This is a genomic window from Eubacterium sp. 3_1_31 (assembly GCF_964249515.1).
Taxonomy (GTDB): Bacteria; Bacillota_I; Bacilli_A; order Erysipelotrichales; family Erysipelotrichaceae; genus Longicatena; species Longicatena caecimuris.
Window position 1 is genome coordinate 74,358 of sequence record NZ_CAXUBY010000010.1, and the last position, 11,948, is coordinate 86,305.

The 11,948-nt window shown below is 44.4% G+C and carries 13 protein-coding genes; 5 read left to right on the forward strand and 8 right to left on the reverse strand.

Annotated features, from left to right (window positions below; genetic code table 11):
- Nucleotides 1–55: 55 nt before the first annotated feature.
- The 5 genes from feoB to ACESSZ_RS06170 all read right to left on the reverse strand — a co-directional run bounded on the left by feoB (nucleotide 56) and on the right by ACESSZ_RS06170 (nucleotide 6,713).
- Complete coding sequence (gene feoB, locus ACESSZ_RS06150) at nucleotides 56–2,095, reverse strand: ferrous iron transport protein B (RefSeq protein WP_117718994.1); 2,040 nt, start codon at nucleotides 2,093–2,095, stop codon at nucleotides 56–58.
- Nucleotides 2,096–2,110: 15 nt separating this feature from the next.
- Nucleotides 2,111–2,329, reverse strand: a complete 219-nt coding sequence (locus ACESSZ_RS06155) for a FeoA family protein (protein WP_117718993.1) — start codon at nucleotides 2,327–2,329, stop codon at nucleotides 2,111–2,113.
- Between the two features lie 12 nt (nucleotides 2,330–2,341).
- Entirely contained in the window at nucleotides 2,342–3,712 is a 1,371-nt protein-coding gene (locus tag ACESSZ_RS06160; RefSeq protein ID WP_117718992.1) for an MATE family efflux transporter, read from the reverse strand.
- Between the two features lie 146 nt (nucleotides 3,713–3,858).
- Nucleotides 3,859–4,122 (reverse strand): metal-sensing transcriptional repressor, encoded by a 264-nt coding sequence (locus tag ACESSZ_RS06165; RefSeq protein ID WP_117718991.1) that lies wholly within the window; start codon nucleotides 4,120–4,122, stop codon nucleotides 3,859–3,861.
- A gap of 11 nt (nucleotides 4,123–4,133) precedes the next feature.
- Entirely contained in the window at nucleotides 4,134–6,713 is a 2,580-nt protein-coding gene (locus tag ACESSZ_RS06170; RefSeq protein WP_242997964.1) for a heavy metal translocating P-type ATPase, read from the reverse strand.
- Between the two features lie 296 nt (nucleotides 6,714–7,009).
- Here ACESSZ_RS06170 and ACESSZ_RS06175 point away from each other — a divergent pair, with 296 nt between their 5' ends.
- The gene (locus ACESSZ_RS06175; RefSeq protein WP_117718990.1) at nucleotides 7,010–7,228 is read left to right on the forward strand and encodes a heavy-metal-associated domain-containing protein; all 219 of its coding nucleotides are present in this window, start codon (nucleotides 7,010–7,012) and stop codon (nucleotides 7,226–7,228) included.
- Between the two features lie 78 nt (nucleotides 7,229–7,306).
- Entirely contained in the window at nucleotides 7,307–9,175 is a 1,869-nt protein-coding gene (locus ACESSZ_RS06180; protein WP_499842712.1) for a heavy metal translocating P-type ATPase, read from the forward strand.
- Between the two features lie 33 nt (nucleotides 9,176–9,208).
- Here ACESSZ_RS06180 and ACESSZ_RS06185 read toward each other — a convergent pair whose 3' ends face one another.
- Entirely contained in the window at nucleotides 9,209–9,598 is a 390-nt protein-coding gene (locus tag ACESSZ_RS06185) for an ArsR/SmtB family transcription factor (RefSeq protein ID WP_117718988.1), read from the reverse strand.
- An 82-nt stretch (nucleotides 9,599–9,680) separates the two neighbouring features.
- Between ACESSZ_RS06185 and ACESSZ_RS06190 the strand changes: the two genes are divergently transcribed.
- A complete protein-coding gene (locus ACESSZ_RS06190; RefSeq protein WP_118031634.1) occupies nucleotides 9,681–9,998 on the forward strand; it encodes an ArsR/SmtB family transcription factor in 318 nt (105 codons plus the stop codon).
- A gap of 51 nt (nucleotides 9,999–10,049) precedes the next feature.
- Here the strand turns inward: ACESSZ_RS06190 and ACESSZ_RS06195 are convergent, their stop codons facing one another.
- A complete protein-coding gene (locus tag ACESSZ_RS06195; protein WP_117718986.1) occupies nucleotides 10,050–10,568 on the reverse strand; it encodes a nitroreductase family protein in 519 nt (172 codons plus the stop codon).
- Nucleotides 10,569–10,715: 147 nt separating this feature from the next.
- On the opposite strand from ACESSZ_RS06195, the gene ACESSZ_RS06200 reads away from it, so the two are divergent.
- The gene (locus ACESSZ_RS06200) at nucleotides 10,716–11,072 is read left to right on the forward strand and encodes a winged helix-turn-helix transcriptional regulator (RefSeq protein ID WP_117718985.1); all 357 of its coding nucleotides are present in this window, start codon (nucleotides 10,716–10,718) and stop codon (nucleotides 11,070–11,072) included.
- A gap of 199 nt (nucleotides 11,073–11,271) precedes the next feature.
- On the opposite strand, the gene ACESSZ_RS06205 is transcribed toward ACESSZ_RS06200, so the two are convergent.
- The gene (locus ACESSZ_RS06205) at nucleotides 11,272–11,538 is read right to left on the reverse strand and encodes a hypothetical protein (RefSeq protein WP_117718984.1); all 267 of its coding nucleotides are present in this window, start codon (nucleotides 11,536–11,538) and stop codon (nucleotides 11,272–11,274) included.
- Nucleotides 11,539–11,625: 87 nt separating this feature from the next.
- On the opposite strand from ACESSZ_RS06205, the gene ACESSZ_RS06210 reads away from it, so the two are divergent.
- On the forward strand, nucleotides 11,626–11,877 hold the full coding sequence (locus tag ACESSZ_RS06210; protein WP_118031632.1) for a helix-turn-helix domain-containing protein: 252 nt from the start codon (nucleotides 11,626–11,628) through the stop codon (nucleotides 11,875–11,877).
- The last annotated feature ends 71 nt before the right edge of the window (nucleotides 11,878–11,948 follow it).

An 11,948-nucleotide genomic window follows, 5' to 3' on the forward strand; every position in this document is an offset into this window, starting at 1 on the left:
ATAGTAAGAAATCCTATAACCCAAATCCATTTTTTATCTTTCATCTCTATTTACCTCACAATAAACTTCCAACCTGATAAACTAAAAATGTTACCAACCACGCCACTGCCAACTGAAATACAGCAGAGAACAGCATCCAGCGGATACTTCTTGATTCCCTGCGGATAGTTGCCAATGCCGCCATACACGGGATATAAAGCAGGCAGAAAATCATCAGACAAAACGCATTGAGCTGTCCGAATCCTGCATTTCCTAAGATACCTACCAACGTATTCATTCCCGCAGCAGAATTGATATTCGGAATCCCGAACAAGACCGCACAACTGGACACTACAACCTCTTTTGCGGAAATACCCGCTATCAGAGCAACCGCTATCTGCCAGAATCCCAATCCAATCGGCTCAAAGAACGGTACAAGCCAATGCCCCAAAATAGCACCGAAACTGTCCGCCATCTCCGTTATATAGCCCTGCGGTCCGAAGTTCAAGATTATCCACATCAGGATAGACGCTATAAAAATCGTAGTTCCTGCTTTGGTCAGGTAATCCTTTACCTTCTCCCACACATAAATCGCCACTGTTCTGGAACTGGGAATCTTATACTCCGGCAGTTCAATCAAAAGGTAATTCTCCGATTTCTTTCGATCAATCAGATGAATCACAGCCGCAACCAGAATCGCAACCACCAACCCGATTAGATACATGGAATAGGCAACCAACATGGCATGTTCTTTAAAGAACATTTCCGCAAACAATATGTAAATCGGCAGGCGGGCACTGCAGCTCATAAACGGGGTAATCAACATGACTTTAAAACGGTCACGCCGGTTTTCCAGCGATCTCGATGCCATAATTGCCGGAACGGTACAGCCAAATCCTAAGATCATCGGGATGAATGCCCGCCCGGACAGTCCGAGCTTGCTCATAATTCCTTCCATAACATAGGCCACTCGTGCCATATAGCCGCTGTCCTCCAAAAATGCCAACGCCAAAAACAAGATAAAAATGTTTGGAAGGAATGTCAAAATACCACCTACCCCGGCAATAATACCGTCTACCAACAGGGAGCGCAGCATATCATTTACCCCCGCCGCAACCAAACCTCCGTCTATCAACGCAGACAGATTTTCAATTCCGATTTCCAGATACCCTTTCAGCCAGTCACCAATGGTAAATGTCAAAAAAAATACCACTGCCATAATGCCGAGAAAAATCGGGATTCCCCAAATACGGTGTGTCAATGCTTTGTCTGCTTTTTCCGTCAGTGCATCCTGACGGTCTTTGTTCACCACCACTTCTTTTATGATCTCCTGAATGAAATCATACTTTTCATTGATAATATCCGATTCATAACTCCGGTCAATCACTTCTGGCAAATCAACGGGATAATGATCTGTAATCTCCTTATCCTGCTCCAACAGCTTGATTGCATGCCATCGGTAATTTTTCAGATTCGGATATTTTCTCTTTAATTCATCCATGATAAGGTCAATCTTATCTTCAATTTTATCACTGTAAACCATTGCATATTCTGCATGGTGGTCATGCCGATGCTTTGAATGGTAGTTATGGTGATGGATCAAGCACTCCGGATCAACGCAGTCTTTATGGTGTGCCGCTGCATGGAGCAGCACATCCAACCCTGTCCGTTTCCTTGCGGAAACCGGAATCACCGGAATCCCTAACATCTCCGGCAGCCTGTGTGTGTCAATCTCCATGCCACGTTTTTCCACAATGTCCATCATATTCAATGCCATGACCACCGGCTTTCCAAGCTCCAGCAACTGCAGCGTCAGATACAGATTACGCTCCAGCGCTGAAGCATCTACAACATCTATCATCATGTCCACTTCATCGCTCAATATAAACTGTCTGGACACTTGTTCCTCCATCGTATAGGATGTCAGGCTATATGTACCAGGGAGATCGACCAAACGGATATTTAAGTCATGATCTTTAATGGCTCCCTCTACCTTCTCAACGGTAACACCGGGCCAGTTTGCCACCTTCAGGTTGGCTCCGGTGTATGCGTTGAAAAGTGTTGTCTTTCCACAGTTTGGATTCCCGATGAAGCCTATTGTTAAATTTTCTTTCATCGAAATTTATCCCTCCTATGCAGCAACCAAAATATTCTTCGTAATATTGCGTCCAAGCGCAAAACGTGTTCCACGTACTTTTACAATCAGGACGCCGTGGCTTTTACTGTTTAAAACCATAACAGAAGTTCCACGAGTCATCCCAAGAGCCTCCAGACGCTTTTCCATATTTGTAGGCAGGTCAATATCTCTGACTTTATATTCATTTCCTGCTTTTCCATTACAAAGATACATCTTTATTCCTCCTCATTTTGCCTTAACTGTTTCCGGCATTTTACGAAACTCAGAAAGCATCATGGAAACCGTAATTACTACAAGAACCGCATCCGTCAGAGCAATCGCCAGCCATACGCCACGGATTCCCATGCCGCCGACCATTGGAAGGACGATACACAGCGGGATAAATAAAATAATCTGGCGGAACAATACCAGCCATGTTGCCTTGTTTGCTTTTCCCAAAGACTGGAAAAGTGTCACAGCAATGATAAAACTTCCTTGCAAGATATAAGTACTGAACATAATGCGGAAGTTCGCAGCTCCCGATGCCGCCACTCCCGGCGTTGTAATAAACATGGATAAAATTTTCTCTGGAAACAACTCCGCCGGAATATAAAACACAAGGGATAACACCGTAGCTGAAATAATAAATACACGAGTCAGCGTTTTTACCCTATCGTACTGTTTTGCCCCGTAATTCGTTCCAGCCGCAGGCTGGAATCCCTGACTAATTCCCCATAACGGAACAAACGAGAAATTCCAGAACCGAAGTGCCGCAGCAAGAAGAATCTGCGAAGTCTCCCCACCATAATTTGATGCCACACGATAAATCACCGTCTGCTGTACCAACGTCAGTACCTGCATTAATAAAGCTGATACACCAACTGCAAGTACCTGGGGAAGCAACGTTCCATCAATACGGATACGCCCAATCTTTACATTCGGACTTTTTTTCTTAAAGTACCATAGTGTAATAGCTGCCTGAACAAACTGCGAAAAAATCGTTGCGTATGCAGCCGCCTCTATTCCCAATCCATAAGGTTTTAAAACCGTAATAAAAATCGGATCAAGAATAATATTTAAAATAGCTCCGCTGGCAATGATCGTCATTGCCTTTTTCAACTGTCCTTCCCCACGAATGACCATATTCGCACTCTGGAAAAAGTTCACGAACAGGGAACCAGCAAACACAATCCGGAGATATTTCTCCGCATAGTTCATAATATTGTCACCGGCTCCTGCAAGGGATAAAAGCTGGCGGGTAAATACCATTCCAATGATGGTATAAACCACTGACATCAAAAGAACCATCGCAACCAGATTTCCCATAATCTTTTTTATCGTTCCTTCATCCTTCTTGCCAATAGCACGGGAAAGCACCGAGGCAGAACCTACGCCTACCATAGCGGCAGAGCCTGCATTAATCAAAGTAAACGGATAAGATACCGATACGGCTCCCATCTGCGCTGCTCCTACCATCTGCCCGACAAAAATCGAATCCATCATGTTATAAAGCCCAACGACCACCATGCCGAGAACCGCTGGAATACTAAGCTCCAACATCAGTGAAAATGGATTCTTTGATAATAATTTTGTTCTTGTATCAAGTGACTGTTTCATCACTTTTACCTCCTTATTCATTAGCCACGTCTAACCAATTAAAGTATATAAAATTCAATTTATTTTGTACGCTCCGGGTGGAATAAATCACAATCCAATCAGAAAAAATTCCAGGGACAGAAAGGCTTTACCCCTGCCCCTCAGTATCATTGCGCCATCTTCTCCAGCAATTCTAATGCTTCTTCCAATTTTGGATTTTCAACATCCGTTTGCAGAGCCTCCCTAACACAGTTCCGGATATGTTCCTGCAAAATCTCCTGATTGGCACTTCTTAATAAAGCCTGCGTTGCCTGAAGCTGGTTGGAAATATCCACACAATACCGGTTTTCATCAATCATTTGCAGGATACCGTCGATCTGTCCCCTGGCAATCTTTAACTTATGAGTAATATCACCTTTCTTTGCTTTCATAGACAACTCACTTAACGAATACTTGCAAGCTGATAGCCAGCATCCTCGATAACCGCTTTCAGTACACCATCCGGCACGTCCTTATTAAGCTGTACCCGTGCCTCTTTATCCGCAAGGCTTACAGTAACCTCTTTGATGCCCTCCACTTCCCGCAATGCCTTGTCAACGTGCTTCACACAATTCATGCAGACCATTCCTTCAATATTTAATATTTTTTCCATTTGAGTTGCTCCTTTACTTTCTTTTTTATTATTTTCCTGTTCAAACTCCATATCGGCACCTTCATGGGATATATGCTTTGCCTGAAATAACCGCAGCCGCAGTGCATTTGATACGACAAATACCGAACTGAAACTCATGGCAAACGCTCCGATCATTGGATTCAGTTTCAGACCAAAGGGCAGGTAAAACAGTCCCGCCGCTACCGGAATGCCAATGATGTTATAAATAAACGCCCAAAACAGATTTTGCTTGATATTGCGGATAACTGCTTTACTAAGCTGAATCGCCGTAGAGACATCCAGCAAATCACTTTTCATCAGAACAATATCCGCCGATTCTATGGCTACATCCGTTCCGGCTCCAATCGCAATTCCAACATCTGCCCTGGCAAGTGCGGGAGCATCGTTGATACCATCGCCCACCATTGCCACTTTCTTGCCTTCCCCCTGCAAACGCCGGATTTCTTTCTCTTTATCCTGTGGAAAGACTTCCGCCACCACACGATCTACACCGACCTGACGGCGGATTGCCTCTGCCGTTTTCGCATGATCACCCGTCAGCATGACCACTTCAATCCCCATAGATGACAATTCCTGTACTGCCTGCCTGCTAGTAGGCTTCACCACATCTGCCACAGCAATCACGCCAATCAGTTTTTCTCCACGTGCAAAGAACAAAGGTGTTTTTCCATCCTCCGCCATAGATTCCCCAAGCCGCTGCAAAGCTCCACCGGAAATACCATTAGCGTTAAGCAATCGATAATTTCCTGCAAAGCAAACTTCATTCCCAATTTTCCCGGTAATCCCCTGTCCAGGAATCTGTTTAAAATTCTCTACGGGCAGGAAAGATACGCCTTCCCTTTCCGCTTCTTCTACAATCGCATCTGCCAATGGATGTTCTGACAGTTTTTCCAGCGATGCGGCAACCTGCAATAGTTCTTTCTGTCCTATCCCGTCCCCGCACAGAAAATTCGTAACGCTCGGTGTTCCCTGCGTAATAGTTCCAGTTTTATCCAGAACCACCGTATCAACACTATGAGCGGTTTCCAGAGCCTCTGCCGATTTGATCAGGATTCCGTTTGATGCCCCTTTTCCAGTTCCTACCATGATTGCGGTGGGCGTAGCGAGTCCTAATGCACACGGGCAGGAAATAACCAGAATCGAAATACCGATAGAAAGAGCAAATTCAAACCCATATCCCAACAGCAACCATACGATAACAGCAATCAGGGCAATGCTGATTACCACAGGTACAAATACACCGCTGACCTTATCTGCCAGCTTTGCAATCGGAGCTTTCGAGCTTGTTGCTTCATCTACCAGACGGACAATCTGCGAAAGGGTGGTATCATCTCCTACCTTTGTAGCCTGCATTTTAAAATACCCGGATTTATTTAAAGTTGCTCCGATGACTTTATCTCCCATATGTTTTTCTACCGGAATGCTCTCTCCTGTCAGGGCAGATTCGTCCACAGAAGAAGAACCTTCTATCACGATGCCATCCACAGGCACTGACTCTCCCGCTTTCACGATCAGCGTTTCTCCGGCCTGCACTTCTTCCACTGGAATAACAACTTCCTGTCCATCACGCTCTATCGTAGCAGTCTTTGGGGCCAGGTTCATCAGTTTGGTAATCGCATCTGAGGTTTTCCCCTTTGCCCGTGCCTCCAGCGTTTTTCCCAAAGTAATCAGTGTCAGGATCATGCCTGCGGACTCAAAATATAAATCCATCATAAAGCTGTGGACAGTTATCATATCTCCATGCCCGAATCCAATTCCAATCTTATAAATGGCATAAATCCCATAAATAATCGCTGCACTGGAACCTATCGCAATCAGAGAATCCATGTTAGGTGAACCATGAAACAGCGTCTTATACCCCATCCGGTAATATTTAAAATTGACAAACACTACCGGAATCAGAAGCAGGAACTGGGTAAAAGCAAAGCTCAGGGCATTTTCCATTCCTAAAAGGAAACCCGGAAGGGGCCAGCCCATCATGTGTCCCATTGATATATAAAACAGCGGTACGGTAAAAATGGCAGATATAAGCAGCCGCTGTTTCATCTGCTTGTATTCTGCCTGTGCCGTGCTGGTTTCCGGATTTTTCGTCCGGCCTGCGGCACTGCTTTTGTTCTGGATGGCGGCAGGTTTTTTAGGAAATGCCCCATAACCTGCTTTCTCTACTGCCTGGACAATCCCTTCCACATCCAGAACGGACTCATCATAAGAAGCAACCATACTGTTCTTTAACAGATTGACGGACACCTCTTTGATACCGGGCAGCTTCCCAACGCTCTTTTCAATCCTAGCTGAGCAGGCCGAGCAGGTCATACCCGTAATGTCAAATTGCTCCTTTTGCAATTTCATCCCTTCTTTCTTTTTATGATTTGGGTACCCGTCCCCCGTAGGGAACGCAATCATTATAAACACGCTTTTCCGGTTTTGTACGCTCCATAAAGGAGCATTTTTTATCCAAAAAGTAATTCCTTTTTTTGAATAAATCCAATCGGCAGGTTTTCCAATCCAAAGAGCAGGATTGCTCCCAAACCCGTTGACTTTAAAGATTTTCGTGAATATACTGACGGCATGAACGATTAAACAATCTTTTAATTGTTCAGCCATGTCAAACCAACCAAATAACTATAGAAAGGGGATAACATCCTATGAAGAAAACAATCAAATTAATCGACCTTGACTGCGGACACTGTGCCGCAAAGATTCAGAGTGCTGTAAAAAAGATTGACGGTGTTACTGACGTATCCGTTAATTTTATGAATCAGAAGATGGTTCTGGAGGCACCCGATGATAAGTTCGATGCCATCCTGACCGAAGCGAAGGCACTGATTAAGAAAATCGAGCCGGATGTAACTGTTAAGGTGTAAGAAAAAGCCAGACACCGGCTGCCGTTTTCCTGGTAGCCGGTGTTTTTTCATTAAGACGATGAAAGGAGTAATGAATTTATGACACGAAAACAAAAGCATCTGCTTACACGTATTATTGTTGCGGCAGTGCTGTTTTTTACAGGAAGTCTTTTACATCTTCCTGAATCTATTGAAATGGGAGTATTTCTTTCCTGCTATGTAGTGATCGGATGGGATATTGTGTGGAAAGCGGTCACGAACATTCTGCACGGGCAGGTATTTGATGAAAACTTTCTGATGACGATTGCCACCATCGGCGCACTGATTTTAGGTGAACATTCTGAAGGTGTTGCGGTTATGCTATTCTACCAGGTAGGTGAATGGTTCCAATCTTATGCGGTTTCCAAATCCCGCAGATCTATCACAAGCCTGATGGACATCCGACCAGATTATGCCAACATTGAACAGGACGGAAAGCTGGTTCAGGTTGATCCGGACGAAGTTCAGATTGGTTCCACCATTATAGTAAAACCAGGCGAGCGTATCCCGCTGGACGGAACAATCATCAAAGGTTCTTCTGCTTTAGATACCTCTGCCCTGACCGGAGAATCCATGCCCCGTGAGGTGGAACCGGGAATGGAAGTGATCAGCGGCTGTATCAACCAAACTGGAATACTGACTATCCGGACCACAAAAGAATTTGGGGAATCCACCGTAGCGAAAATCCTTGATCTGGTTGAAAACGCCAGTGATAAAAAGGGACGGATTGAAAACTTCATCACACGATTTGCCCGCTACTACACGCCTGCTGTAGTATTCGCTGCCCTGGCCCTTGCAACTCTGCCGCCGATTATTACAGGCCAGGCATTTAGCATTTGGATTTACAGAGCTTTAACCTTCCTGGTTATCTCCTGTCCTTGTGCGCTTGTCATTTCCATTCCGCTTAGTTTCTTCGGTGGTATTGGCGGGGCGTCCAAAATCGGTGTTCTGGTCAAAGGCAGCAATTATCTGGAAGCTCTCGCTCATGCTGAAATGGTAGTCTTTGATAAAACAGGCACACTGACAAAAGGTTCCTTTGCCGTCAGTGAAATCCATTCCAACGACATGAAAGATCATCAGCTTCTGGAGTTGGCCGCATATGCGGAAGATTACTCCAACCATCCGATTTCCCTGTCTATCAAAAATGCCTATGGCAAGAAGATTGACAACACCCGCATTACCGATGTCCAGGAAATTGCCGGACACGGTGTGCAGGCTCTCATCGACGGAAAGACAGTCCTGGCTGGAAACGCAAAATTAATGATAAGAGAACACATCAAGTACACCGCCTGCCCTTCCGTCGGAACAGTCGTTTATGTCGCTTGCAACGGAAAATATGCCGGATGTATTGTAATAGAGGATGAGATCAAAGCAGATGCTCCGGCTGCAATCCGTTCTTTGAAATCCGCAGGCATCCGAAGAACTGTCATGCTGACCGGAGATGCAGATGCCGTCGGAAAAAAAGTGGCAAACCGCCTCGGTCTGGATCAGGCATATACAGAGCTTCTCCCGGCTGACAAAGTTGACCGTGTGGAAGATCTCTTAAAGCAAAAAAGTGAAAAAGGTACGCTGGTCTTTGTCGGTGATGGTATCAACGACGCCCCTGTGCTGGCACGTGCTGATATAGGTATTGCTATGGGCGGCCTGGGTTCTGATGCGGCTATCGAAGCTGCTGATGTGGTACTAATGACAGACGAACCATCCAAAATTGCCACAGTCATGAGGATTGCCAGAAAAACCATCCGCATCGCAAATCAGAATATTGTATTTGCCCTGGGCATAAAATTCCTGGTACTCATTTTGGGGGCTTTCGGATATGCCAACATGTGGGCGGCAGTATTTGCTGATGTAGGCGTTTCCGTCATCGCCATCCTGAACGCCATCCGTGCCATGCGGGTAAAGCAGTTCGATGTATCATCCCAGGTCTAAAAAACTTGAAAAAACAGAAAAGCGCCGCCCTTCTTAATCCGAAAGCGGTGCTTTTCTTTCTTGTTTCGTTGGACAGGATATTTCAAATAAAGCGTCTATAGAATGATGCAGTAACTTTGCCTGTGGTGTATCAGAGAGTGAATAATAAACTTCCTTGCCCTCCCTCCTGCTGGATATGATACCACTTTTCTTTAATATTCGCAGATGATGTGATACCGCAGGTGCGCTCATATCCACCGCCGCCGCAATGTTACAGACACATTCTTCGCAGTGACAGAGCAGCCACAAGATTCGCAGACGTGTAGGATCATCAAGCTGCTGAAATAGAAATGCTATATTCGTAAAGCCTTCCACAGAAGGCATTTTGTCTAATACCCGTTCAATATTCTGTCCGTGATTGTGAGGTAGATTATAGTGTGACATCAAAATCATCTCCTTCCTGAAACCATCATAACTACTTAAATTTTATCTGTCAAATGACTTATACAGAGATTGGAGGAATTACATGAATACAACAGAATACACAACTTTTATGGTTCCAAATTCCGATGAGTTACAGCAGCTCTCTGAACTTTACAAAGCAATGGGCGATTATACCCGTATGCGGATACTGTGGTATCTGATGGAAAAGGAATACTGTGTCAGTGATCTGGCAAAAAAAATACAGACCACTGAATCTGCAGTTTCCCATCAACTACGTGCGCTACGGATCGTCCGGCTGGTCTGCTCCCACAAAGTCGGTAAAAATGTGATTTATTCCTTACAGGATGAACATATCCGATGGATTTTGGAAGAAACCTATGCACATATTTCAGAGCGTTAAAAGCGCAGCTCCTGCTTTTCTGACAGGGGCTGCGCCAACTTAAGCATACATTTACAAATTTTCGTAAGAAACCAACTGGCTCATCGGGATACGTTGTGTGTCAAAACGGTTTGTATCTGCCGGCTCATCATCGGAATAACCGATCACAAGAATGTTGATTGGTTCCAGATTATCCGGAAGATCAAATTCTTTACGCAAAACATCCGGCTTGAAATAGCATACCCACACAGTACCAAGACCAAGTTCTGTAGCCTGCAGCATCATGTGGTCCGTCAGGATGGAAGCGTCAATGTCACCCGTCTGTTTCTGATCGAATGGACGCACCCACGCTTTGTTGTGATCCGCACACACAATGATTGCCAGTGGCGCATTATAGATACCTGCTGCCTTGCTGATCTTAGCCAGACCTTCTTCGCTCTGAACAGCGATCAAATGAACTGGCTGAAGATTTGCTGCGGTTGGAGCTACATGGGCAGCTTCCAGAATCTGCTCCAGCTTTTCCGGTTCAACCTTCTGATTTTTGTAACTGCGTACTGATTGACGCCGCTTTGCAATATTGATAAATTCCATAATATTAATCCTTTCTGTATAACATGTATTCGGTATGTCAAACCAACCATGAACTTATTGTAGCACAAATCAAATTACCCGCAAGAATGCACTTTTTCGGAAGATACTTTCCAAAAAGATAGTATCCCTGCGTGAAAGGAGAACATCATGAAATACGAAAAAATTCAATTTAACTGTCCTGTAGAGGCCACTCTTTCTCTGATTGGTGGTAAATATAAGCCTTTGATTCTATGGCACCTGATTGACCAGCCATTACATTATATGGAACTACAACGCTTAATTCCCAAAGCCACACCTAAGATGCTTTCTCAGCAGCTCCACGATTTAGAAGATTGCGGCATGATCCATCGTGAAGTTATTCCTGAGAAACCACCCAAGACTATTTACTCCCTCACCTCATTTGGACGCAGTATCATTCCTGTTTTAGAAGCTATGTGCCAATGGGGAAACAATTTTCTGGATGGGCTGGATGTTCAGCCCACATGCTGTCAAGAACAAAGATAATACCAAAACATGGGTAGCTATCATCTTATGGTAGCTACCCATAGCCTTTACTTCACTCAATCCCCAATTTTTCTTCTGATCTGGCTTACCACGTTCACAACCGCCAATCTGCACTTAGATTATCTAAATTCATTATTTCCCCCTGACAGGCACACAAAAATATCAATGCCAGCGATATACTATCTATGGCACAAAGCTACTAATCCAGTCCAAGCTGGTTAGCCCATTCCTCAATCTGTTCCGTCATTCCTCTAACCGGAGCATCTCTAAATTTGTCTTCGATATAACAGTGTAACGCAGCGAAAAGCAGCAACACAAGGATACTCACCATTCTTTTTCCCATAGTCGTTATATGATAGCCGGAAAGATTGAATATAGCGTTGATAGGGTATAAATACAGCAGTCTGCCTGACATACCCGCAAACAGTCTGGCGATGGAATAAAGTTCTGTAAATACCAATGCCATCCAGTAGCTTTTTTTCATACATGATACAACGGCAATGATAGGTGAGATTGCAAGAGACACGCCGATAAGTCGAAAGTGAGGAATGGCATGAAAATATACTGGAATGGACAGTCAAAAAATATTATCGGAACTAGGGTAAAAGAATTGCGAAAAGCACAAGGCATTTCTCAAAAGACGCTGGCCACACGATTACAAACAGAAGGATTTGAATTTACAGATTTAACAATCCTTAGAATAGAACAAGGAAAACGGTTTGTGCCAGATTATGAGATTGTTGCGATTGCGAACTACTTTCATATATCAACAGATTATCTTTTAGGTCTTACCGATACAAAATAAATATCCACCAGCTTAGCTGGTGGTTTTTACGTAATCGCCCCAAGGGGCTCAGATTCAGGCTACGCTTACCA

What these genes read in the sequence shown, in the direction of transcription:
- feoB (WP_117718994.1), bottom strand. Translation starts at nt 2,095, where the DNA reads ATGAAAGAAAATTTAACAATAGGCTTCATCGGGAATCCAAACTGTGGA.
- ACESSZ_RS06210 (WP_118031632.1), top strand. Translation starts at nt 11,626, where the DNA reads ATGAAAATATACTGGAATGGACAGTCAAAAAATATTATCGGAACTAGG.
- ACESSZ_RS06160 (WP_117718992.1), bottom strand. Translation starts at nt 3,712, where the DNA reads ATGAAACAGTCACTTGATACAAGAACAAAATTATTATCAAAGAATCCA.
- ACESSZ_RS06190 (WP_118031634.1), top strand. Translation starts at nt 9,681, where the DNA reads ATGAATACAACAGAATACACAACTTTTATGGTTCCAAATTCCGATGAG.
- ACESSZ_RS06155 (WP_117718993.1), bottom strand. Translation starts at nt 2,329, where the DNA reads ATGTATCTTTGTAATGGAAAAGCAGGAAATGAATATAAAGTCAGAGAT.
- ACESSZ_RS06175 (WP_117718990.1), top strand. Translation starts at nt 7,010, where the DNA reads ATGAAGAAAACAATCAAATTAATCGACCTTGACTGCGGACACTGTGCC.
- ACESSZ_RS06195 (WP_117718986.1), bottom strand. Translation starts at nt 10,568, where the DNA reads ATGGAATTTATCAATATTGCAAAGCGGCGTCAATCAGTACGCAGTTAC.
- ACESSZ_RS06180 (WP_499842712.1), top strand. Translation starts at nt 7,307, where the DNA reads ATGACACGAAAACAAAAGCATCTGCTTACACGTATTATTGTTGCGGCA.
- ACESSZ_RS06185 (WP_117718988.1), bottom strand. Translation starts at nt 9,598, where the DNA reads ATGTCACACTATAATCTACCTCACAATCACGGACAGAATATTGAACGG.
- ACESSZ_RS06200 (WP_117718985.1), top strand. Translation starts at nt 10,716, where the DNA reads ATGAAATACGAAAAAATTCAATTTAACTGTCCTGTAGAGGCCACTCTT.
- ACESSZ_RS06170 (WP_242997964.1), bottom strand. Translation starts at nt 6,713, where the DNA reads ATGAAATTGCAAAAGGAGCAATTTGACATTACGGGTATGACCTGCTCG.
- ACESSZ_RS06165 (WP_117718991.1), bottom strand. Translation starts at nt 4,122, where the DNA reads ATGAAAGCAAAGAAAGGTGATATTACTCATAAGTTAAAGATTGCCAGG.
- ACESSZ_RS06205 (WP_117718984.1), bottom strand. Translation starts at nt 11,538, where the DNA reads ATGGCATTGGTATTTACAGAACTTTATTCCATCGCCAGACTGTTTGCG.